Raw genomic sequence first — 25,694 nt, 5'->3', positions numbered from 1 at the left:
TCACTAAAATATTGGCGCTGCTCGCGTTGCCAGTTCCAAAATAATCAAAATAAACATGTTCTGAACATGCTATCGGCGGTCTGACTAAAAACTATAGTCGTTGGCCGATTTAAAATGAAGGCACCAAAATACTAATCAATCGATTTTGAAAGTGCGTCGGGGTGGTACTGGCTAAAAGGAATTGGGATTTGGAAATGCTGCCAATGTCCATGAGTTGGATGTATAAAACTCAAGCTCTCTGCATGAAGTTGCAGGCGAGGAGCCATGGCGAGTGCCTCGTCATGGGCATACAGTCTATCTCCCAAAATAGGGTGTCCTAAAGCAAGCATATGTACTCGCAGTTGATGAGAGCGACCCGTAATAGGGTGAAGGGCAACCAAAGAGAAGGGCAAGCCTTTTTCATCGAATGCACGCTCTATCACGTTAAAGTGAGTGACTGCTTTTTTTCCGCGCTCAACGTCAACCATTTGTTTCGGCCTATTAGGCCAGTCGCAAATGAGGGGAAGGTTTACTTCGCCTGTATCTTGCGTTAAATGGCCGTGTACCCGAGCAAAATAACGCTTTTTGGTTTGGCGTAACTCGAACTGTTTAGAAATATGGCGGTGGCTATTTTTATTAAGGGCCAGTACTAAAATACCGGAGGTTGCCATATCTAGCCTGTGAACTACTGTTGCTGTCGGGTACACACTGTTAACGCGGCTTATCAGAGAATCTCGGTGTTCTAAGGCTTTACCTGGAACGCTCAATAGCCCGCTGGGCTTATGCGCAACTACCATGTCCTCATCTTGATAAAGAATATCAAGATAAGGGTTCATGGGCGGATTATAAACAAAGCTCGGGTTTGCCATTATTTGCTCGTCACTCCAATAATCACTTACAGCTAAAAGTGAGCGTTTCGCCCCTAAGGATTGTTCACCACAATGCGCAGCGCATCTAGCTGAACATCGGCTTCTTGAATGACTTTATCGAGCGCGTTCATTTGTGTTTCAATAAATTCAATCTCGCTGTCTCGCACGGCTGGATTACGTTTTTGAAGGTCGCGCAAGCGTTGGATCTCCTCGTTTAACGTGCTGTGCATGGTATTTAGAGCATCGTGCTGCTTTTGATTAGCCTGTTGGTGAGCCAGTTTACGGGCTTTCTCGATGGCAAGTTCTAGCGGCTGTTGCAATGCTTTTAAAAGCTGAGCTGAAATTTTACGGCCAATTTTGCGCTTAACATCAAAACTCAAATCCGATGCGTTGCCCTGCGCATCTAAACATACACGCACTGGTGTATGCGGCAAGAAGCGGCCCAACTGAAGGGTTTTAGGCGCTTGCGCGTGCAGCACAAACAACGCTTCTATCCAGTAAGCGCCCTTAGGTAAAGAAGGCTCTGCAATAAAGCCCATGCTGCTTTTACCATGCACGTCGGTTAGCACGACATCTATCGCCGTATGCACAAGTGGGTGATCCCAACTTAAAAACTGAACATTTTCTAGCGTGGTGGCAACACGGCGCTTATAAGTTACCGTCATGCCTTCCGGATCAAGGCCAGGAAGCTGACTGACCATTGACTCGGTTGGCATTAGAATGAAGCAATCGTTACCTTTTTCGTCTTGCTGCACGCCAATTGCGTCAAATACGCGGCCCATAAAGCGCGATAAATATTGTTCGCTGTCTAGGGTTACAATATCTTCCAGCAGTTGCTCAACACGGCCTTCGCCAGATGCATTCAGCTCTAGCAGACGATCGCGACCCGCTTCAAGCTGTGCTACAAGCTGGCTATTGAGTGTAATGCTCATGTTTATAAGCTCGTCGCGTGCGCTCATATCATTTGGGTGTAAACACGCACCAATAAGCAGTGGCTTCACATCGTCAAACACACCAGAGCCAGTTGGGCAGGTTTTTTCAAAGGCATTAAGGCCTTCGTGATACCAGTCTAGTAACACGTGCTGAGCCGTTTTAGCTAAATAAGGCACGTGAATTTGTACGGTTTGGGTTTGACCAATCCGGTCAAGACGACCAATGCGTTGCTCTAGTAGGTCTGGCGTAATTGGTAAATCGAACAACACCAAATGATGAGCAAACTGGAAGTTGCGCCCTTCACTGCCAATTTCACTACATAAGAGAATTTGTGCTCCGTCTTCTTCATCGGCAAAGTAATGTGCTGCCTTATCGCGCTCAACAATACTCATCCCTTCGTGGAAGACACTGTGACGAATACCGGTTTGCGTTCTAATTACTTCACCAAGCTCTTGTGCAGTGCGGGCGCTGGCACAAATAAGCAGAATTTTTTCTGGCTTCACGCTTTGCATAAAATCAAGTAACCATGCAACGCGAGGGTCGTGCTTTGTCCAGCTGTTTACCACGCTCGCCATACGCTCCGGATACAGTGAATACGTTAAGTCACCCCCGTTTATTGCGTCAGAGTAAACCTCTGGTAATGCCAGTTCGTAGGCGCTCAGCTTACGTTCTGGGAAACCTTCAATATTGGCTCGGCGATTTCTAAACAGCATACGACCTGTGCCGTGGCAGTCGATAAGTTGGTGCAACAAAGCATGGCGATTTTCAGAAGTACTCAAGTCGCCAGCATGTTCCATAACGTCAGGTGCGAATTCAGCCAATTTACTGCGTTGTTTAGCGTTAGGAATTGCGTCAGAAAGCAGTGGGGCTACAGCATCGGCCAGCTGACCATATTTCGATTCTTCTTCCAAAAACGCGCCGTAGCTGTGAAAGCGGGCCGGATCGAGCAAACGAAGGCGTGCAAAGTGACTTTCATGGCCTAATTGGTCAGGGGTTGCGGTAAGAAGTAGTACGCCAGGCGTTTGGTTAGCAAGTGCTTCTACACAAAGGTACTCGGCAGACGGCGCTTCGCTAGACCATGCGAGGTGGTGTGCTTCATCAACAACCATTAAATCCCAACTTGCGCTTTGAATTTGTTGCTGTCGCTTTTCACTGTTGCTTAAAAAGTCGATGCTGCAAAGCACTAACTGATCGTTTTCAAACGGATTCACTGCGCCAGCATCAGACGCTTCGCTTTCCTCTAAAGCCTCGCAACGGCTTTCGTCGTAAATAGCGAAGGGAAGATTAACACGGCGAAGCATTTCAACTAACCACTGGTGAACCAACGAATCTGGTACCAAAATAAGCACGCGCTCAGCACGACCCGTTTTTAGCTGCTGGTGAATGATCAGCGCCGCTTCAATAGTTTTACCTAGACCGACCTCATCGGCAAGCAGTACACGTGGGGCGTGTCTGGTACCAACCTCTGAGGCAATGTGCAGTTGGTGTGGGATAAGTGAAATGCGAGCGCCAGCTAGCCCAATAGTGCTAGAGCGCAAGTAATCGTACTGATGATCAAGAGCGCGCTCGCGCAAATCAAACCACTTTGGATTGTCGAGTTGTTGACTGAACAAGCGCTTTTCAGGTTGGTTTAAGCGAATGTGGCTGTCTAGCATGGTTTCAGGTAAACGTGCTTGTGCCTTGGTGTCTTCGCGCAGCCCGTGATATATGAATAGGCCCTGGCTCTCTTCTTTTTCAGTAATGGTCATTTCCCAGCCGTCTTGGCTCTTGACCGTTTCGCCAATTTCAAAAATAAGTCTCGTCAGCGGCGCGTCTTGTTTGGTGTACTTTCGCGCATCGCCTGTTGCCGGATACAGCACTTCTACCGAACGGAAATCGATACCAATAATGGCACCTAGTCCCAACTCTATTTCGGTGTTGCTTAACCAACGCTGACCAACTGAAAATTGACTATCTGAACTCATAAATCACCAACCTATTTTTCGGGGGGCGGTATTGTACGCATTGCATTGTAATAAGTCATTAATACTAGACTATCTTAGACTAACGTTTTTGCTAAGTAAGGGGTGTGGTTGATAGCGTTTGTCAGTACACCACGTTATAAGTATAGGATATGAAAATAAGCGTTTAATTAGCCTACCTTTTTAAGAGGGCACCACTTCAATAAGCGTTTAATTGGTATAGATAAGCAATTTATAAATACTTATTTTTTGCAACTTGATCCGGCCTAACTACACTTTACATTCGTTAAAAGGAAAGAAAGTATGGCTTGGGTTAATCGAGAATTACTTACGAGTTTAATTGAAAAGCTGCCTGGCGGCGTTGCAATTGTCGATAGTGAATATCGCTACCTTGTTTTAAATAGTTCGTTAGCCGAGATAAACGGCGTATCGATAACCGACACTGTCGGAAAAACCATCATGGATGTGGTACCTGAATTAGCTGATGAAGTATGTGGCTTAATTGATAATGTGCTTTCAACAGGAAAAGATAAGTTAAATATTCGCGTTGAAGGGAAAACAAGAAGCAGCGACAAAGTGCGTCTGTGGCAAGTTGACTACAAAGCGTTACCTCTTGATGGAGGCTATGTCGTTCTGATAAATGCCAACGAAATTACCGAGCTTGAAGAGCATAAGTTACGTTTAGCACAAAGTAAGTACTACCTAAAAAGTGTTTTAGATAATTTATTTGCATTTGTAGGGGTGTTGACCGTTGATGGCACGCTTGTGGACGCAAATAAAGCACCTTTAGAGGCTGCAGGAATCCGCTTCGAAGATGTTTATCAGAAAAAGTTTTGGGACTGCTATTGGTGGGCTTATGACAACGCAGTGCAAGACAAGGTAAAAAGCGCTGTAGCTGAGGCACGAGAAGGCAGAACAGTAAGGTTCGATATTGAAATTCGCGTTGATGAAAATGGAAGAATGCCAATCGATTTTATGATTGCGCCTCTTACAGACCAAGATGGTCAAATTATCAATTTAATTCCATCAGCAATAGATATCTCAGCGCGAGCGCTGGTGGAGAGCCAGCTAAGAGAGAGCGAACGACGCTTTCGCGAAGTCGTTAACAAAACGACTGGTGGGTTAGTTATTTTCGAAGAAAGTGGAGCCGTCAAATTCGTAAATGCACGGGCGCATTATTACGTTGGCTCCAGTGAAGAGGACAGATGCTACGCTCCATCGTTCTTTGATTGGTTTGAGCAAAAAGATGCGTCTTTGTTAACGGAGATGGTGACTGAGAACCCATCAGGTAAAGAAAATGCCCAAGTAGGCCTAGTGCGTTGCGACGGTCGCGTAATTCCTGTTGAGTTGGGCATCTCTTTGTTTGAACAAAAAGACAAAAGCTATTTGGCGACAATTAGCGACTTATCGGAACTTGCGAAAAGTAACGCTAAGCTATCTGAATTACTCAGCGAAAAAACCATTTTGCTAAATGAGGTTCATCATCGGGTCAAAAATAACTTACAGGTAATATCAAGCCTTCTTAATCTACAAAGTAGGTATGTCGATGCGCAAACTTCCCGTCACTTTCTAATGTGCCAACAGCGAGTAAGAGCAATGGCTCTTGTTCACCAATTGCTGTATGAAAGCGAAGATATCTCAGGCGTCAACGTAGGTGTTTATATTCAAAAGCTTGTTGGTTTGTTACAGGACAGCATTGGGCAGGTAGCTGACACGCCGTTAATCCAAAAGATACATTTTGATTTGCCTGAACAACCTATATGGCTAGATGTTAAAGTTATGGTGCCGTTAGGGTTTACGGTCACTGAACTGATAACCAATAGTTTAAAGTACGGTCAAACGGAGAGCGATCCTTTAGAGCTTTATGTGGGGTTAACGTTAGCGGGCCAAGAGATAAAACTGTGGGTGGGAGATAATGGGCCAGGTATAGAGCCTCAAGCATTTTTTGAAAGCCAATCGCTTGGTAACAAACTTATTGAAAGCTTTACTAAGCAGCTCAGAGGTAGTTTGACGATAGAGAAAACAAATATTTTTATGCTTACACTAACTTTCCCATTTAAAGGGAAACGGGCCTAGCGAGAAGTGCTCGTTAGACCGTATTTTTGTCTCAATATCGTTATTTGGACAAATTATTGCTGCCATTTAACGCACCTAGAATTTCCTCAGCAGGTAGAGGTTTCCCGTGAAAGTACCCCTGTTGAAGCACCTTATCTGATTGCGCAAAGTGTTCATATTGATGCCGCGTTTCTACGCCTTCAACGGTCAACGTATACCCAAGTGCCAGGCACATATCTTGAACCGCATCGGTAACTATTCTCATGCTTTGATCAGTAAAGCGCCCTTGAATTAAGCTTTTATCAAGCTTGATGATGTCGATGGGGAATTCGCGCAAGCGAGAGAGATTTGAATAGCCATTACCGAAGTCGTCTAAAGCGATACCAAACCCTAACTCTTTGAGCGACATGAGTATATGCTCATTGCCGTTTTTTATTAACGTGCTCTCGGTAACTTCAAGCGTAACCCAATGGGGAGAGACTTTATGTTTGCACAACAATTCACAGAATATTTTAGACAAGGACACATTTGAAACTTGTTTGGCTGACAGGTTGACGTTGACCCTACATACCGCGCCCGTCTCGCGCACTGCTTTTATAAATTCACAGGCTTTTTCGAAAACAAACAAGCCTAAGGGGTAAATTAGCCAAGAGCGTTCTGCGATGGGAATAAACTCTTCAGGAGATATGAAGCCCGATGCTTCATCGTGCCAGCGACATAGCGCTTCATAAGAGACGATATTGGAATGCATGTCTACAATAGGCTGAAACCAAACTTCCAACGCTTTTTGATCAATCGCGGCTCTAAGCCCTTGTTCCAAAAATAATTGATAACGGACTTTTTCTGCGTAGAGAGGGTCAAAAATTCGGTAGCTATTCTTCCCATCTCGTTTAGCTTCATACATTGCAATATCAGCGTGGCGAAGCAAGTCATGAATGTCTTCACCATTTTGACAAAATGCAATGCCAATGCTGCACGTTAGTGTCAGGGTTTCTGACTCAATTTCAAAAGGGGTGGCTAACGTCTGGTTTATTTTTTTTACAATTTGTTGAATGGCATTGTTTGTAACATGACCGTTTACTAGCGCCAAAAACTCATCACCGCCATGTCTTATAACAAAGTCAGAAGAGCGCATGGCTTGGCTGAGTCGTTGTGAAAATAGTTGAAGTACTTTATCGCCTGCAAGGTGTCCTAGGTTATCATTGATAAGTTTAAACGAGTCTAGGTCAATGAAAATTAGAGAGAACTCTTTCTGTTTGAAGTAGTTTTCAGGAGAGGCAAGTATACGGTTCATGAACGAGCGATTGTAAAGCCCTGTTAATTCATCTTTATAGGCCAGTTCTGTTAAGCGTGCATTGGCATTCTTTATCTCGGTTATGTCAGTCACAATAACAACAAATCGGTTATTTTGTTCTGAAAGTTCAACACTTTTAATGCTAATCAACGCGTGAAAAAACGTGCCGTTTTTACGTCTTACCGTAGACTCAAACTGCTCTTCAACCAGGTTCTTCATTTCGACTGCAAAGTCGTCAAACCTTTCGCTGTCAATTAGGTTAGTAAACCGGCTATTAGTCAATTCACTATGCGTGTAACCCGTTGCATCACACATTGCAGTGTTGGTTTTATGGATGACGGTATCCTCGTCAACCAATGCAACACCTTCTCGCATATTGTGAAAAATGGACTCTGAAAGCGCCATACTTTGCATGTTTTCTTGAAGCTGAGTGACGTCTCTAATCGCGCCAATTTTTACATGCTCGTCTTCAAGCTTGGTGTCACCGATGTACACCTCAAGCCAGCGTGTACTTTCAGCGCTGATCTTTTCTCCGTCAGGCTCCTTGAGCCTGACTTTCTGATTAAGTGGTGTACCAGATTGTAATATATTGGCTATCGCATCGCGGTCGTCTTCAACAATAAGGTTGAGAAAGTCGTTTAATTTGAGTTGGCCATCATTAGAAAAATAACGCTTTAGATGCTCGATACCACTGATATTTAACATATTTGACTGGTCGTCTAATTCCCATACCCCCACTTCAGCTGCTTTTATCGCAATGCTCAGTTTTGCTTGAGACTTGATTGTTTCCAATTCGAATTCGTAACGCTTAAGCGCGGTCTCAATGACAGCTTTCACCTCTCGAATGTTGTAAGGCTTAACGACATAGCCGTAAGGGTAAGTGAAGCCAGTTTGACGAATAATGTCGTCACTTGCATAAGCGGTAACGAAAACGATTGGAATTTTCCTAAGGGCATTAATTTGTTTCGCTGCCTCTATCCCTGAACCTCCTTCCTCGAGGTTAATATCCATTAAAATAATGTCTGGCTGTAGCGCTGTAAAAAGTGCGACGGCTTCTTGCTCTGAGGTTGCGATACCGACACAGATATAGCCTACCGAGGTTAGCTCTATTTCTAAACTCATGCTGCTAAGAGGTTCATCCTCAACGATTAATACACTCGCCATAGCCTGATTATCCAATCTGTTTCTGATTTTGATTCTGTTGCTAGTACTAGCAAGTGTAGTAGATAACTATTCCGGCACATGAAAATTCACGGTATTGGCGACGAGGCGAAGTATTCATCGAGTGATACGTTAAGTTCTCCAGCAGTTTTTTTAACTCATATAAATGGAGTGTGGCTACGCGTTTAACCTTCAATTTCGCCAAAAATAAAAAAGAGAAAAACAGTGCTAAATCTCAAAAACTGGATTATGGTGGAATTAAGGGTTCGCTAAATTAACTGACGAACGCTCGAGGCAGAAAGTGTAGTACTGCTTCTCAGTCGACGCGAGTAGGGGAAGAAGTCCTGTTTCGAGCGGCATTCTCCTACAACCGTAACTGTGGCTTGTTAGTGTGTGTTCATAAAAGAACAATGCGCCTAACTTAGCTTTATTTACCGGAGTGAAGGATGCCAAGAAAAAATTCTACCGATACAAAGATTTACGTCCTCGATACCAACATTCTGCTGCACGAACCTCACGCTTTTCTCTCCTTTAAAGAACACGACGTGGTTATTCCAATGACCGTATTGGAAGAGCTCGACTATATCAAAGACAGTAAAAAAGACGTGGCGCGTGATGCGCGGGTATCCATTCGGGCCATGGAGGATTTACTCCACGATGCAACACCAGAAGACATGCTTGCTGGTGTATCTATGGATGGACTAGGTGCAGGCCAAACAGCACCTACAGGAAGCCTGTCTATTTTTGCCGACCTCAATTTGGTTGAGGCTCAGCAAGTGTTTACCAGCAACGAAAATGACAATCGAATCATTAACGTAGCGCTGCATTTGCAAAAAACGTTTGCGCCGCAAAAAGTGGTGTTGGTAACCAAAGACTTAAACATGCGTCTTAAGGCGAAAGGGGCGGGCCTAGCTCATGTTGAAGATTATCGTACCGACCAACTAATTACAGACATTAAGTATCTATCACGAGGCTTTCATACCTTTGAGGGCAATTTTTGGGACAGCGTTAAAAGTGTGGACAGTCGCACTGAGGGGCGCGATACCATTCATACAATTCCTAAATCTATGTTGCCAGAAGCTTATGTAAACGAGTTCTTACTTGATGAATCTAAGGAATTCGCTGGCTTAGTAGAGGAGATTACTGAAGACCATTTGGAAGTACTGGACTTAGGCTACGATAGGTTAATGGGGCGTCACGCATGGGGTATTACGCCTAAAAACATTGGCCAAGCCATGGCACTACATGCATTGCTTGACCCGCATATTGATATGGTTATTCTTACTGGCCCAGCGGGTAGCGGTAAAACACTGCTCGCGCTCGCAGCTGCTCTTGAAATGGTAGTCGAGCGCAATATGTATGACAAAATCATTGTCACACGAAGTACGCCTGAAATTGCCGAATCGATAGGCTTTTTGCCGGGAACGGAAGAAGAAAAAATGCTGCCTTGGTTGGCTGCAATTACTGACTCACTAGAAGTGCTTCACAAGCACGACGAAAACACCAAAGGTTCCATGAATTACATCATGGAAAAAGCCAACATTCAGTATAAATCGGTCAATTTCATGCGAGGCCGAAGTATTCAAAATGCCATTGTTATTTTGGATGAGTCACAGAACCTCACCGCGTCACAGCTTAAAACCATTATTACCCGTTGTGGTGAAGGTACTAAGCTCATTGTGGGAGGAAACTTGGCGCAAATTGACAGTAACTATTTGAGCGCGGTGACTTCGGGCTTAACTTACCTTGTCGAGAAGTTTAAAGACTTCTCAGGCAGTGCCACCATTAACCTAGACGGTGTGGTTAGAAGCCGACTTGCGAGTTTTGCAGAAGAAAATTTGTAGCTATTAGTCCGTTCAAAGTATTTTTGCTTAAGCGCCTTTATTACAAAGGCGCGCTTAGACTGTTTACCAAAAGGTTAATGTTATTGTTGTCCATTTACAGACTTCAAGTTGCCATAACTATAAAATTAATTAAAGCTGGCTGTTCTAAACTCCCCTTGATATATTTCCAAAGTCAATAAACAAGGCAAGAAGTAACACGGACGTGCCGTAATGGGAATACAAGAAAAACACAAACAGGAAATTTCTCTATTACATGGCTTTATCGCCCTCTTCTTAATTCTCGTTGTTAGTGGTTTTTCTTCTTATGCGCTGAACCTTAATTGGGGGGGGCTTCGTCAGGCACTAGCCCTTGTGCACCTGTTTGTGGGTTATGTATTTGGCGCCATTTTCTTCTTTTACTCCTATAAACATTTTAAACGAACGGTGGGTTTTCGACGCACTGGCTCAATCATTCTTGGCGTTATTTTATTTCTTGCAACCTGCTATCTCGCATTAACCGGTGTCCTGATCAGTTTTACCGGAGTATTAAAAAAACAAGCCTGGTTGCTCGACAGTCACATACTGTGTGCAATACTAACGCTTCTCCTATTAGTGGTGCATGTAATATGGCATTACGTAACTTTTCCGAGAAACAGACGTTCAAGCGTTCCGTCCGGGTTTGTTACGCTTTCTAATAAAATAATCAGACCTATTTTAGTTGGAGTAGGGGCAATGTGTGCTATCACCATTACCCTATTGGCTGGCAACTACCTAATTCAAAATAACTACCCAAATAATACGGTGGACGATTACCTTTATGCTTATGGTGACGGTCCTTTCTTACCCAGCCTAACTATGACCGAAAGTGGTACTTTTATACAACGAAGGCATATTGCAGAATCTGCAAAATGTATTGAATGTCATAAAGGGATAGGTGAACAATGGATGTCTTCTACGCACAGGCATGCGGCGGATGACCCCACTTACGTGCGAAATGTGAATTTGCTGACGGAATCTAAGGGCATTGCAGCAACCAGATATTGTGAGGGGTGTCACGCACCAGTGGCTTTGTTAACCGGACAGTTAACACCGGGTGGCAGCCATGGAGGTAAGCCCAACACTGTTGCAAACAAAGAAGGGATCAGCTGCATGTCATGTCATGGTGTGAATCACTTAACTGGTTCAGAAGGGGTGGCAAGTTATCATTTTTCCCCCAGAGAATCGTATCTGTTTGCCAACGTGGATGTTTGGCCTCTTAATTTTTTACATCAACAGGCGCTCAAGTTGGTTCCACAGCGTCATGCGAAGGATCTTTTATCTCCGTTGCTACAAGATTCGCAATTTTGCAGTTCATGTCATACTCAGTTTATGGATAAATCCATGAATAATTGGGGCTGGGTAAAAATGCAGGACGAATTTCTAGCTTGGTCAAACAGTAAGTTTAATTCGCCTAAGGAACCGAGATTTTCCCATCCACAAAACAAACAATGCCAGGACTGCCACATGCCGATGATAAAGGCTGACGACATCGCAGCCGATGGCGCAGGAAAAGTACGTTCTCACTACTTTGTCGGTGCCAACGTGATGTTGGCGAAACATTTCGACAATGAAACATTATTTGAAATGACTAAAGAGTTCCTGCAACAAGACAAAATTCAGTTATCGATTGAGCCTCCCGAAGATGAGCAGGCCAAACAAAGCGCACTGTATCTTAAAGCTGAATTGAGAAATCAGCATAAATATCCGGTTGCGATGTATCGGGGAGAACACAAAAAAATCAAAGTGTTATTGACGAATCAAGGTGTTGGGCATAGTTTTCCCGGAGGTACCATAGACTTAAATGAAGCTTGGATTGACTTTAAGGTATATGACGGACAACAACGTCTTGTCACCTCCAGTGGTCAGTTGCAAGCAGACGGGTCTCTAGGGGCAGACACGGTTGTTTACAAAGAGATTGCAATCGACAGACAAGGTAAAGAAGTATGGCGTCACGACTTGTTCAATATGGTTGGGCGTAGTTATGTAAATGTGATCCCTGCGGGTTCTACTGACGTCGTAGAATTTGGTCTCACAGTGCCAGACTGGGCCACATCACCACTTACCATTTCAGCCACACTCAAGTTTCGCAAACTAAACCAGAAGTATTTAGATTGGGTTAACCTAAAACAATCAGTTGATACCAACCCAATTATAGATATTGCACGAGACAGTGTCAGCGTCCAAGTGCTCAAAGCGCCAGCGAGTCAGTAGCTTTTTTTAATGTAAGCACATAATGCTGGAGCCACTGCGAATCAAGTACATAACCTTTAGTTTGCGCGTAACGGATAAAGCTATCAACCCAAATAATATTTTCCTGATTATTAGAAACATTAGTGTAACTGTGTTGGAGATACAAAAACTCAAAAATTCTGGTCAACTGGGGGCTTTGTCCTGTTAATCCTTCTTTGGATGTATCTCGCGCGGCACGCGCCAATTGATTTATCACTACACGTTTTTTAACTTTTGAGTCGGATTGCATTAGGTAACTAAGTGCCATAGGGTTGTCTTCCAAGATAGAACTAAAAGCACTTCTGAGGCGCTTCATGTCTGGCTCAAAGCGATGCTCACAATACGCTGTTAAAGAAGCGCGAATACGACATTCCTTCGATAAAGCTGATTGAAATGCTAGGGAGTACTGGTTTAAATCTTGGTTTTCGAAAAAGGACTTTAAACTTTGCGAAGTTAAAAAAGGGATAAACCAAGATTGGTCAGGATAATGCTTCAGTAGTAACCGTGAGTAATCTTCAGGCAGGGACAGGCCGAGTTGGTTCATTTTTAAGGCAATACGTTCAATATCCTTTTCTGAGCGCAACCGATTAAGTTGACTTATCGCTCTCAATTTATCCTGCTCTGTTGTTGCTGAGAGAATATCGATAGTGTGCGCAATGGAAAAATGGCTAAACAGTGTCGAATTAAGATAGGTGTTGACCCAGGAGATTTTAGCTGGGGTTGATTCCGTCCTCGTAGGGGATCCAAAAACGTTTTGTAAAGTAAGTCTGTCAGTATGAAGCCTGAATACCAACTCATCATTTTCAGTCCGCTCAACAATAGTTTTTATCCTGTCACGTTCTACGTTAAGTTTGGTCAACGTCACTACGCATTCGGCTTTAAGTACTGGTTCGAAAACGTTGGAACAGATCTGCGTTAATGGGGCTAGTGCTTTTCGGTACTTTAAAAAGCCAATCGTTCTAACGACGGATGCAATCAGGGCGCTTGATGCGTGTTGATTCTGTTGCTCCCGATGAAGAAATGACATGAGCGAAGCGCCTATTGTTGGGTCTTCGCTTGCGCTCAAAGCGTGAAGTGCACAAATGGTCTCAGATTCAGAGGGCGTTTTAAGTGCGCGGTGCAACAACTGAGACTTAAGTACTGGCTTATTTAAGGGAGCCACCTCTTCTTCCCAGAACCAGTAATTAAGGGTATCTGTTAGTTGGCAAAATTGAGTTTCTGGCAGTGAACGAATCAAGTAATCCAAGTGCTCGACAAACAAATCACTTTCGGTTTTGCTGATTAACTCAATAAGCATGGTATAGAGTTCAGCACGCTGCTGCGATGGCGGAAATCGCTGCATTTGGTTGAATAACCAACTGATTAGTGTGACGACTTCCTGGCTCCTCGCCTGCGAAGTTTTCACGGTTACAAATTTATCATGGTTTAATTGTCTGGCAAATGTCAGCAGTGAGCTAAGCGACGGCTCAATTGTTTGCGATAAAGCGGGAATAAGTTCATTCAACGGTAAATCTATATACGCAAACAAATTGTAATGACTGGCCTCAATTGAGTCAGTATGCCTCTTTGTTTTTTTTGAGATAAGGTCGATTTTACCTAGTGTCAAATTCAACTGATAAACGTTGTTCAATGCTAAGTTTTCAAAAATATATTTGTTATCAGGTCCTGTCACATTAAGCGATACGTCAGAATCAAATTGACCTAGACCGAAATGTACCCTACGTTGGCTTGAAGACAGAAAGGGCTGAGGCTTAACCAAGGTTTTGGTTGCTAACTGCGTGTTTGACTCAGCATTTAACGTAAATTCTACTAGATTACAGAGGTTTATTGGCTGGCAGTTGAAAGATATCCAATTATTGTTGTTGTCAGTGTGATTCATATACAGTGACAGCACGCCATTGTTATTGTTTACGACATAATCAAGTTTTCCATCGTTGTCAAAATCAGCAGACGCAATCCCTCTGGAGGAACGTTTAAGTGTGGGAAACTGGGAAAACAAAGTTGGCTCAAATTGTCCATTGGCTACTTGAAGTCTTCCAGAATTTATATTTCCTACAGGCAAATAAGGGGTGTCAATATGGGGAGCTGCGTTGCCCTTTGCTATGATAAAGTCATCACTGCCATCATTATTTAAATCTTCAACAATTGCCCCCCAAGTTTGCACTGAAGCGTCCTTATCGGATGTTGCAAATAATTGCCAAGCTCTGTCCTTATTTACTTTTTCTCCTACAAAATGCAATTGAGTGCTTCCCCCTCCAAAGGGGATGAACAACAATGCAGTTTTGTCTTCAACCTTTATAGAACTGAGTTGAACGTTAGGGGACTTCTTAAAACTCAACAGTTTGGTAAAAAGGTCACTTGACTGGTTGTCGCCAAAACCAATGAAGTCTGAATTTGAACCTGAGCCGTTTGCAATATAGTAGCCAGCTGAAGCAGACTTATTTTCTGTAAGCATTCGTTTTGGGATGATACTTAAAGTTCGGTCATAGCTTGATAGTTGTAGAGTCTCGAATAGAGGAGTGGATGTGCTGGTTTGGACGCCCTTATTCAGCAAAATTGCATTTCTTAATCCATTGTAATTTTTAGCATCAAATTGGGAATCGGTTTCATAACCGTATTCCTGGTTCCCTATCTTTATGTCATTCTCATAATCTAAAAAGTTTGCGACGAGAATATCCTGTTTGCCATCCTGATTGTGATCCCAAATAGTGATAGATAGCGGCCAGTAAGGTTTAGGTATCTCACCTATAGTGGACCGACTAAAAGTTATGCCATTTTGGTTGGTGAGCAGGAGCAGTTCATTAGTTTTTCCATAAGCTAGCTCTGGGTATCCGTCGTCATTCAAATCGCCAACAGCACAGCCATATCCACCAGGTAAATGTGCTTCACCTGCTAATGTGGTGACGTCGGTAAAATACTGTCCGGCGATATTCTGATAAAGCTTGGAACCTGTCGGGTTGTTCCACCAATGTTTTTTTCCATATCGACGAGTAACGCCTTCGCCACCTACAATAAATAAGTCTTCATACCCATCTTGATTGAAATCTATTACACATACACCCGATCCCAAAGCATCTTTGATACCTGATAGCTTTTCGGTGCGATGAATATGTTTGAACACGATACCCTTTACAAAGGCTGATTCTACAAACTGTACAGGTGTGTGTTCAGTTTGAAAGTTGTTAGGAATTAACGACTTGGAGGATGTTGAAAAAGTAAAAACAACAATAAGATATAGTGACAAACAGACAACACTGGCTAGCCCAAAGGTAGTTAATACTTTGTTATTCGACAGAGCTTTTTTCACAACAATCCTTGTTTTTCGATAAACGGCGGTACATTAACGCGAAGATGCTTCTTGAGAAAGTTTATTCTGTTCACACAATTGCAACAAGAACAAAATATTCTTTACTTGAAAAAGTAAAAGTTGTAGCATTTTCAAAATGGTATGAAAAATATACACTCTTTAAAACTTGGCTTATACTTCAGCGGTTTGCACTTGATTGTAAGGTTGATGACTTACAACTGTGTTCGTGTAGGCTGGTCGTAGTTTGTACGGGAAAAAATAATAATAGAAAGGATGCGGTTTTATGAAAAGTAGTAAAGTAACTAAAGCCTTTATGGTGCTTTTTTGTCTTGTGCAACTTCTATCGTTTAGCACGGTAGCACGCGCGACCCTAATTAATAATGGTGATTTCTCATCAGGATTAAATGGCTGGAATGATGGGAGTTTCACTGGTTCAGTGACAGAGAATGGCGGTCAGGCTATCTTGTCATCAGGTGATAGTTTTGACCCGTTTGCAGCCGTCTTAACACAAGGCGATGATGGAAGTTTCCTATTTGATTCTCCAATCATGGTTGCTTCTAATGTGTCAATGTTAAGTGTCGATGCAGCGCTAGTAAGTACGCTTCTCGATCCAACAGAGCTAGGCGGCTCTGCTTTCAGTGATACGCTGTTTTTGGCAATTTATGATGCGGCCGACGTCACCTTTGACGCTGCGTTTGAAATTCCTGCACTTGGGAACGTAGCTGAAACCTTCTTATTTGATATGAGTGATTGGTTAGGCAGAGAAATTGCCATTTCATTTGAACTTGCCGATGAAGATGATGGGTTTAATCGTTCTTACTCAGTCGACAATGTCTTTTTTACTTTCAATAACACCCCAGTGTCTGTGCCGGAGCCCGAGTCCTTCATCATGTTTCTCGTTGGTCTCACGCTGTTAGCTCGCTGTCGCAAGTCGGCGTAAACAAAAAACAAATTTATTATAGGGGCTAATTAGGCCCTTCTTAAGGAAGACGCTCGTTCTTTTAAAAGATCGAGTTATCAGGGAGATAAAAGTTTGAACACGGTTAAGTCACTACTTTTCATATTTGCTTGTTCGGTTGCTGCTTTACTCGTGAACGTAGGTAAGGTATCTGCGCAAACGACTTCAGATGGTTGGGTAAAAGATACAAAAATAGAAGTAAGCTGGAATAGCCCAATACGTAGTAGGCGCTCACCTGATGCTACCGTTACTGCGCAAATCACAAACAATGGTGATGAACCGATAAACGGCCCGATCCGCTTTGTTATCGAATCGCTTACGCCAGCTACTATAACGGTAGGCAATGCTGACGGTAAGTTAGGCGAACTGGACTATGTTGTAGCACTTCCGGAAGATCAGGTTTTGGCAGTCGGTCAAAGCCTGACGGTTGGTCCCATCACTATTGTTGGTGGTCGCAGTAGTTTCGATATCAGGGGCTTTGCCTATGTTCAGGTACCACTGGAACCAGTTGCACTGGAAGTGGATATTCTAACACCTACTACGTTATCCACTTTTGGAAGCTCGCCAGTAACTGTTACGGGTACTATTAATCAGGAAAATGCGGAATTAACATTAAATGGTGCCGTAATTGCTCATGATGGCAAACAATTTAGTGCCGATGTTGAACTAAGCGAAGGATTTAATACCGTCGTAGCACGAGCCACCAATGCAAGTGGTGAGCAAATAACCGATTCTATTTCAGTATCACTCGACTTAACCCCTCCTTACGTAACAATCGAATCTCATACGGAAGCACAAGAAGTTTATAGTGAAAAAATTACTGTTACTGGCCTAGTTAATGATATTGTTCGCGGCACCGTTTCCGAAGAGCAGGCATCGGTTGAAGTTAATGGTATTAAAGCGACCGTGTCTAACCGTAGCTATGCCGCAACGGATGTGCCGTTAAACGAGGGCGAAAATGTTATTACGGTTACCGCTATTGATGAATCCGGCAACAGCGCATCTATATCCCAAAATGTTGTCTATAAAATCGTAACAGAAAAACGCTTGGTATTGGTAAGTGGCCAAAACCAGACTGCACAAATCGGCAATAAACTACCTGAACAACTAATTGTAAAATTGGTTGATGGCTCTGATGCGCCAATCGCAGGTGAAACTGTTGTTTTCAGGGTAACGCAAGGTGCGGGAATTGTTGGTAGCACGCCAGAAACATCCGGTCGAGCTATCATTGCGACGACTGACGCTGAAGGTATGGCGCGCACTGAATTTCAGGTTGGCTACCGCACAGGTGTCGCTAACCATAAGGTTCGCGCTAAAGTCGTGGGCGTTGAAAACGAGGTTATTTTCCCTGCGTCAGCAACCAGCGTTACAGGCGACAAAATCAGCGTAAACTCAGGTAATAATCAGCGTGGTGTTGTAGGACAAACCTTACCAGCTCCGTTTGTTGTTGCAGTAACAGACAGTGGTGCCAATGTAGTGCAAGGAGCACGTGTTCGATTTGATGTGATTAAAGGCGACGGTGTTTTTCAAAATGAAGAAAGCAGCTATGAAACCTCGACCGACAGCGATGGTCGTGCGTCGGCGCAACTTACTTTAGGCCCGCTCACCGGTATAGATGCCCAACGTGTTGAAGCTGTATTGATTGATTCCCCTGAGAGCATGGATTTACTTGCGGGTTTCTCTGCGACAGCATTTGTACCAGCAGACGCTGGAATCACTAGTGTGAGTGGTGTTGTGCTGGACAATCAGGACACGCCTTTACCGGGTGTAACGGTTCGTATAGAAGGTACAGACAGAACCGCCTTTACTGATCAACAAGGCCAGTTCACGATTACTCAAGCGCCAGTTGGACCGGTTCATTTAATCGTTGATGGCTCGACCACGACTGCTTTTGGTGAGTACCCGACATTAAGCTATCATGTTGTAACCGTGTCAGGTGTGGACAACCCTCTTGCTGGCCCTGTCTACATGGTCAAACTAGACACAGATAACGGTGTTTATGCGGGTAAAGAAGACGTAGTACTTACCCTTGATAACTTCCCAGGATTTAAACTGGAAATCGCAAAAGATTCAGTGACATTCCCAGACGGTTCGCGCGAAGGGATTGTTTCAGTTACATCTGTAAACGCCTCAAAAGTACCAATGGCGCCGCCCAATGGTATGCAACCTCAATTTATCGTAACAATCCAGCCAGTTGGTGCGACATTCTCTCCTGCTGCGAAATTAACGCTACCAAATGTAGATGGGCATGCGCCAGGAGCACAGGTTGAAATGTATTCTTTTGATCACGACTTGGAAGAATTCGTAGCGATTGGCTTGGGTACAGTTTCGGAAGATGGTTCAGTTGTTTCATCTAACCCTGGTGTGGGAGTTGTGAAAGCAGGCTGGCACTGTGGATCACAACCAGGCGGTTCAGGCACAGCTCACAATTGTCCAGAGTGTCAGAAGTGTCAAGGAAGTTCATGTGTGAGAGACCCAGCACAGGATAACAAACCTCTTTCCAATCAGACGCCAGAAGATTGTAAAACACAGTTGTGTAAGGGCTTCAAACCAGATCCGAGCGATATTCCTGTTAATGCAGATGTGAAATACGATTGTAAAAAGCCAGGGTGCGATGGGGAAAATCCAATTTTTGATGTCCCTGATGATGGAGATATCAAAGAAGAAGATAAAAAATGTGCTATGTGTTCTGATGGTGAGAAAGTACCTGATGAAAGCAAAGAAGATAAAGCGTGTGGGACACCGGGTACGAATACAGCCTGTTATACATGTAAAGATGGTTCTTGTGGCAATCACTGTGAAGCGAGCAAAGATAAAGAAGTTATCAAGGTTGGAATTCCAGGCGAAATAACAAATTTCTTAACGGTACTAAATCGTGGCTCAGAAAAGCTTCGAAAAGTATCTCCATTCACATTATCACTTGACGTGACTGGCGGAGGTTCAATGGAGCAAGGTGAAGCCTGTTGTACCGCGTGCGTCACGACTGAGCCTGTCATACAAAATAAATATTCAGTTGACGTAGAAATAAAAGCCACTGCGTCTGCTGCAACGCCTAGACTTCCTTTTCCGTCATACGAACATTATTTCAATAGAGATGAGCGTTTTATTGTGGGTGCTAATGCAGAGTTGAGAGGGACTGTAACGGGAGCCACTTCACCTAAGTATGAGTATACAGAAAAACTGGGATGTCCAGATGATGAAAACTGTCACGAATTTGCTGCTCAAGTTGCTGTAGGTGGGGAAATCGCTGCGAATGGTTTGCTACAAGCTGCAATGCAAAAGTGGGATTTTGATCACGAGTTATATCATTGTAGTTTCTATAGTCGAGAAGCGAGGAAAAAGCCTAGCAATAATCACTGCTGGTCTGTTGAAGAAGGGGTTTCAGGAACTATAAAGGGTGGAGCTAAAGTAGAGGCTAATGTGAGCTCATCTTCGAACAGTTGCACCGGGCCAAAGTCATGTGCATGGCAAATAAAACCGGTTGAGCTATTTGCTGAGGGAAGCGCAAAAGTGAAGTTCCTGTTTTTCGATTTCGAGTACAATTATAAACCAGAACCAATTAAAGTGTCAGATGGAAACGGCGGAAGTTGCTTGTAGGAATGAAAATGAAGATAAAGCAGTTAGTACTTTTTTTAATTTTTGGTTTTACGTTTGGACAGCAAACTATTGCCGCAGAACGAAAAGAATGGAGCATTATCTCACACAAAGGTGAGTCGATGTTTGCAGCCTCACAACACATTGAAGCCACGCGAAAGGGCTTTGAACTGGAGCTGTCAAGTAAAGCAAGATTTGATAGCGCTCAGAATCTACTATCTCACTACTATTGGCTGTTGAAAGAGCAGAAAATAAAGCAGGTAGCGAGACTTTATACAAATAAAGATGGCAGCAGAGCTAAGTTTGAAAATGCGATAACGACAAATAAGTTGAACCTCACAAAATATTCCACACTAAACAGAGTGCAAATTACTTCCATACAGCAGTGGGACAGTTTTACTGTATTCGGTGTAAAGCTCTTCAACGCAAAAAACAAGTCAATGAGCTGGCAGGAGCGGGTTGTTTGTGAGATCAGGTGTTACATGGTTTTTGCTATCGCTGACAACTCTCAGGCTTCGGACTTACTGAATTTAAGTAAGATGACGTACTTAGAATCCAAACGTCTAAATGGTGATCTGACTGACAAGTTGAAATTCAAGAGTAAGCCTATTGAATTCTCGGTTTCACATCCAGAGGGCGGACTATACCAAGGTAAGAAGAAGGAATTTAACTTTAAGTTTGCAATGCAACGATTCAAAGGAACTCAGACTGTTTCCAGGAAAAAAGATTGCTCAATTTACAAATCTTTAGAGACGATTGCTTTTTGTCAATTCTTAAACGAGTCCAATCAAGTAGACTCTGAAAATCAGGCTGCAGTTGAAGAGTTTGTCAAGTCAATCACTGCTAAGCCACAAGGAAATGGCGTTATGATGAATGAGAATCGCGGTGGTATGGTGCAAAGCATAATCTTTTCTTCAAATGCATTTTTAGCGCGAGTGAATAAGTGGCAATCAGTAGAATTACTAGGTTATGTAGATAGTGATTCAACCAGATTCGTAATTTTTCGCCCTTTTATCAGTGATAACAGTGTTCAGCCAATTCAAGCTGTTTCTTTTGCTATAGATGAGACAAAAAAATCCAATAGGTTGATTTACGGTTCGAATTGGGAAGACGGATATCTGTTCTTCTATAACAATATTGTAGCAAATAAATTAAATAGAGCGCTTCTATGACTATAGAAGTTAGCCGTATACAACTCAGAAAAGCCAGATTGGGTGTCTTTTTTGTCGCTTTAATAGCTCTAATATTTGTAATCGTATTCTCAATAAAAGTATTTCAAGGAGTAGCTGGCCCAATTTCTTCCATAAATTGGCTACCCAATGAAGCGATGCTAACAAATGTATATATTGATGAAATGATTACAACAACTACGAGAGATAATCGAAGTCAATATACGCTATATACGCCTCGCATTCAGTACAAGTATACATTCAGAGATAAAGAATATATCGGAAGCAAAGTAACTTGGTCTGAAACATACGACGACGGCTTTATGCTTGAAATAGGGCATGAGCTAAAGAGAAAATTTGTAACTTCTGAACCAATAGAAATATACATAAACCCGAATAACTCGTCAGAATCCATTTTTATCAAAAGTATTATTTGGGAACATATGTCGATGTTGCTTGTTGGCTTCCTTATTTCTTGGGTAGTTTTTCTTTATCTAGTTCATGTTTTAGTTTTCAAGATGAAATATGACAAATAATTGTTTTGAGTATAAGTGAGCAGTTTTGTGTGTTTTTAAGTTAGGGCTTTCCACAAGTTGCTCTAAAAGTTGCGGTTAAAAGATTTTTGTTCTCCAGCACTAAAGGAGCAGTCAGTGCTAGGGTTAAATAGGGAAATAAAATGAAAATTAGGTCTTATCGTCTACTAAGTACAATCTTTTTTCTGCCTTTGGCAGTAACGGGAGCTCAAGCCGTCACGCTAGACGACAAGTGCGTAATTAATATACTCAACCGAACTATCCAAGTTAGTGAAGATGGTGGGTGGGCGTTACCTAATGTGCCTTCCAATATGGGACAGATTCGTGCGAGAGCGACCTGTACATTGGAAGATGGTCGCACCGTCTCTGGACAAAGTGATTACTTTAATGTGTTACGTAACGGTATTACAAAAGTTGGTGATATCAAATTTGAAACATTGGACCCTATCCCCGTATCATTGAGTTTCTCGACAACGGATACGCTCCTTCTAAACAATCCAGAACAAACCTTTCCTTTAACTGTCACAGGCTTTTTTGCTGATAGTAGTGTAGATGATTTAACCGCAGGGGATAAAGGTACAAACTACTCTAGTACAAATGAGAATATTGCTACTGTTAGCCCAGATGGTTTGGTTACAGCTAAAGCCAACGGTGTTGCACTAATCAGTGCTCGGAAAGACGGCGTACTAGCCAGCCGTCGAGTAGAGGTCAAAATCGGCGGTGATCTCGATGGTGACGGGATTCCGGATGATGCAGAACGTGCGCTTGGGCTTAATCCAAATGACCCTATTGATGCGTTAGAAGATCATGATAACGATGGGTTATCGGCGCTTGAGGAATATCAGGCGGGTACCAATATTTTTGAAGCCGACACAGATGGTGATGGCCTTACTGATTTGGAAGAACTTACTGGCGGAACAAATGGTATTATTACCAATCCGCTTTTAGCTGATTCCGATGGTGATGGTATTTCTGACGGGCTGGAAATAGCTGGTGGTTCAGATCCTAATGATTCATCAAGCGGTGATTTAGCAGATTATCTTGATTTCATAACGGTATCCCCAGAGAACTTATTCCTAACTTATAATGCCATTGATGGTGAAGCCAGTGGCAAGCTTTCCGTTACGGGCTATATGCTTGACGGCACCTCTGTAGATTTAACACAGCAATCTAGCGGCACACGCTATACTACAGATGATATTACTATTGCCAATTTTGGCTCGTCTGATGGTGAGATTTTCGCAGGGCAATCGGGTGAAACTAGAATAACGGTGACCAACCGTGATGAGAGTTTTGTTGTTAATGTGACCGTGACTCAGTTTGACCCGGTTGCTCAGTCTACAGTAACCATTCCTGGCTACGCCAATAACGTCGATCTTAAAGAAAGCTTTGCATTTGTTGCGGCTGGGGCCGCTGGACTGCAAATTGTGGATGCAGCAGATACTTTTAATCCTGAGATAATCGGGGCATTGGACACCGAAGGCATCTCTATTGACGTTAAGGTTGCAGGCGACTTAGCATTTGTTGCCGATGGTGGAGCTGGGCTACATGTTGTTGATGTGAGTGATGTAACCGAACCTACGTTGCTTGCCACAGCAGATACTGCAGGTATCGCACAAGACTTGTCAGTAAAAGGTGACTTCGTTTTTGTTGCTGATGGCTCTGCAGGAATCGAAATATTTAATGTCGCGAATCCTAACAAACCTTTTGCAGTTGGTTCTACTGAACACCTTACTGATGTAAAGGGGATTGCTGTAGAAAACAACTTTATGGTCGCAGTGGGCGGTACAACCTTATCTTTGTTTGATATTGAAGACCCTTCAGCGCCCTTACACCTTTCTTCTGTCAATATCGGCACAGTTAAAGATGTCGAAATTAGTAATGAATATGTTTATGTTGCAGCATACAGCACTGGCTATCGTATTTATAAGATTACGGATGCTGGAATGTTAGAGCTCAAGGGCGGAGACAGGACCTTTGTTCCACGCGATGTTGCGGTGACAAATGGCTTTACCTTCTTTGCTGAGCAATTATTCCCAAATGTTGTTGCCTATGTGAACACTAAAAATCCTGACGAGCCTTTCTTCCAGGATACGATTAACCTTTCTCCTTTAGGTGATTACGCAGGTACCGGTATTGCGCTTAACGCGACCCATGCTTTTATTACAGAAGAAAGATTTGTTGTGGGCTCAGACTACAAAGCGACGGGTGATACGAAACTGTTTATCGCACAATATAGAGAGCTAAATGATGCGAATGGAATATCTCCAACGGTCTCGCTCGTTGAGCCTGCATCAGATGGCGTTACAGTTGAAGGTGCAAGGTTAACGTTAACTGCAGATGCACAAGATGACATTGCCGTTGGCAAAGTCGATTTTTATGTCAATAATCTGCTCGTTGCACAAGACACAACCTATCCATACTCCGTTCCATTCACCGTACCTCAGGATGTTGGAAATATTGCGGTTAAAGCAGTGGCTACAGATCTGGGCTCTAATAGTGCAACAACAGTTACCGTTACGCTTGAAGTGCAAAATGATGAAGACGGTGACGGTCTCGGTGATGAAGAAGAAGCTAGTACGTGGATGACGGATGCCAATAACCCTGACACTGATGGGGATAACCTGACAGACGGGGAAGAAGTCGCGCGTGGGATTAACCCTAATAATCAGGATTCCGATGGCGATGGCAGAAAAGACGGTGATGAGGTTGCAGCAGGCACTGACCCGGCAAACCCCGATATTGTTGCGCCTACCATAATTGCAACTGAGCCGACAGCTGATCAAACTGAGGTCGCGGAAAACAGTGCTATTATCGTAACTTTTTCAGAGGCTCTATCGCGTAAATCTATCGACGCTAATTCTATTCGTGTATACGGAGACGGTGGTGTACCAGTTCAGGGTAACGTTAAGTTAATTGGCGGTGATACGCAGGTATTGTTTACGCCAGATGCACTAATGGCAGACTACACATTGCATGAGGTTGTTGTCGGTATTGTAAAAGACACTGCGGGCAACCCATTGGCAGAAGAACAGAAGTTTAATTTCGAAACCGGAAATACAGTTGATACAGTTAGACCGACTGTTAGCAATATTAACCCAATTCAAAACGCAAAAGATGTTCCTGTTAATATTGCATTAACTGTAGTGATGAGTGAACGGATCGATCCGGAAAGTGTAACCAATGATAGCTTCTATATCGAAGATAACTCAACAAGAGAACGTATCGAAGGGTTAATAGATGTTAAGGACGATAGCACAACTATCACTTTTACCCCTAATGCGGCGTTCCTTGTAGGAAGGAAACACAGAATATATTTAAGAAGTGGAATTAAAGACCTCTTTGGTAATTCCATGTCTAACCATAATTACTATTTTACTACAGCGTTTGATGCTGATGGTGTTGCTCCACTGATCAATAGTATCAGTGTTAATGAAGGAGAAACATCTGTACCTGTTAATGCCAAGTTCAATATAAAGTTTGATGAAGCGATAAACAGCTATTCAACTAAGAATATAAAACTCTTTAAAGGTGATGAAGTTGTTGCAGTAGACCTTACCAATAGCAGTGACCTGCGCACAGCAACCTTAAAGCCTAAGTTAAACTTGGAGCCTGAGACAGTCTATACCCTAGTTGTAGACGGTATTTCTGATCTTAGTGGTAATCTGCTTGAATCTGCACTATCAACTTCTTTCTCCACAGGCACTCAAACTGACACACAAACCGGCTCATTGATAAGTTACAGCCCGAAAAATGGTGCAACGGATGTGGCATTAAATGCGGCGTTTAC

12 protein-coding genes are annotated in these 25,694 nt (G+C 43.1%); 8 read left to right on the top strand and 4 right to left on the bottom strand.

Translation table 11 applies throughout. The features are described from left to right. Positions 1-131: 131 nt before the first annotated feature. Positions 132-848, bottom strand: a complete 717-nt coding sequence (gene rluA, locus ACHUFN_RS18835) for a bifunctional tRNA pseudouridine(32) synthase/23S rRNA pseudouridine(746) synthase RluA (protein WP_394224279.1) — start codon at positions 846-848, stop codon at positions 132-134. A gap of 53 nt (positions 849-901) precedes the next feature. Beyond that, a complete protein-coding gene (gene rapA, locus ACHUFN_RS18830; protein WP_394224278.1) occupies positions 902-3,745 on the bottom strand; it encodes an RNA polymerase-associated protein RapA in 2,844 nt (947 codons plus the stop codon). A gap of 300 nt (positions 3,746-4,045) precedes the next feature. Between rapA and ACHUFN_RS18825 the strand changes: the two genes are divergently transcribed. Further along, on the top strand, positions 4,046-5,818 hold the full coding sequence (locus ACHUFN_RS18825) for a histidine kinase dimerization/phosphoacceptor domain -containing protein (protein WP_394224277.1): 1,773 nt from the start codon (positions 4,046-4,048) through the stop codon (positions 5,816-5,818). 40 nt (positions 5,819-5,858) lie between these two features. On the opposite strand, the gene ACHUFN_RS18820 is transcribed toward ACHUFN_RS18825, so the two are convergent. Continuing rightward, on the bottom strand, positions 5,859-8,255 hold the full coding sequence (locus tag ACHUFN_RS18820) for a two-component system response regulator (RefSeq protein ID WP_394224276.1): 2,397 nt from the start codon (positions 8,253-8,255) through the stop codon (positions 5,859-5,861). 443 nt (positions 8,256-8,698) lie between these two features. Between ACHUFN_RS18820 and ACHUFN_RS18815 the strand changes: the two genes are divergently transcribed. After that, positions 8,699-10,096, top strand: coding sequence for a PhoH family protein (locus tag ACHUFN_RS18815; RefSeq protein WP_394224275.1), 1,398 nt, complete (start codon positions 8,699-8,701; stop codon positions 10,094-10,096). Positions 10,097-10,306: 210 nt separating this feature from the next. Next, entirely contained in the window at positions 10,307-12,325 is a 2,019-nt protein-coding gene (locus tag ACHUFN_RS18810) for a multiheme c-type cytochrome (protein WP_394224274.1), read from the top strand. Here the strand turns inward: ACHUFN_RS18810 and ACHUFN_RS18805 are convergent. Beyond that, positions 12,303-15,650, bottom strand: a complete 3,348-nt coding sequence (locus ACHUFN_RS18805; RefSeq protein WP_394224273.1) for a CRTAC1 family protein — start codon at positions 15,648-15,650, stop codon at positions 12,303-12,305. The two genes, ACHUFN_RS18810 and ACHUFN_RS18805, sit on opposite strands and share 23 nt — an antisense overlap. A gap of 283 nt (positions 15,651-15,933) precedes the next feature. On the opposite strand from ACHUFN_RS18805, the gene ACHUFN_RS18800 reads away from it, so the two are divergent. The 5 genes from ACHUFN_RS18800 to ACHUFN_RS18780 form a co-directional block, all read left to right on the top strand. Further along, a complete protein-coding gene (locus ACHUFN_RS18800; RefSeq protein WP_394224272.1) occupies positions 15,934-16,590 on the top strand; it encodes a PEP-CTERM sorting domain-containing protein in 657 nt (218 codons plus the stop codon). A 93-nt stretch (positions 16,591-16,683) separates the two neighbouring features. Then, complete coding sequence (locus ACHUFN_RS18795) at positions 16,684-20,205, top strand: carboxypeptidase-like regulatory domain-containing protein (RefSeq protein ID WP_394224271.1); 3,522 nt, start codon at positions 16,684-16,686, stop codon at positions 20,203-20,205. A gap of 8 nt (positions 20,206-20,213) precedes the next feature. Then, a complete protein-coding gene (locus tag ACHUFN_RS18790) occupies positions 20,214-21,374 on the top strand; it encodes a hypothetical protein (RefSeq protein WP_394224270.1) in 1,161 nt (386 codons plus the stop codon). Then, positions 21,371-21,907 (top strand): DUF3592 domain-containing protein, encoded by a 537-nt coding sequence (locus ACHUFN_RS18785; protein ID WP_394224269.1) that lies wholly within the window; start codon positions 21,371-21,373, stop codon positions 21,905-21,907. The genes ACHUFN_RS18790 and ACHUFN_RS18785 overlap by 4 nt, the downstream gene beginning before the upstream one ends. Positions 21,908-22,047: 140 nt before the next feature. Beyond that, the coding region (locus tag ACHUFN_RS18780) for an Ig-like domain-containing protein (RefSeq protein WP_394224268.1) at positions 22,048-25,694 on the top strand (3,647 nt) is incomplete at its 3' end.

The organism is Alteromonas gracilis (genome assembly GCF_043642145.1).
Taxonomy (GTDB): domain Bacteria; phylum Pseudomonadota; class Gammaproteobacteria; order Enterobacterales; family Alteromonadaceae; genus Alteromonas; species Alteromonas gracilis_B.
The sequence above is the reverse complement of the archived record's forward strand: the minus strand, read 5'-3'. Positions and strand labels throughout refer to the sequence as shown.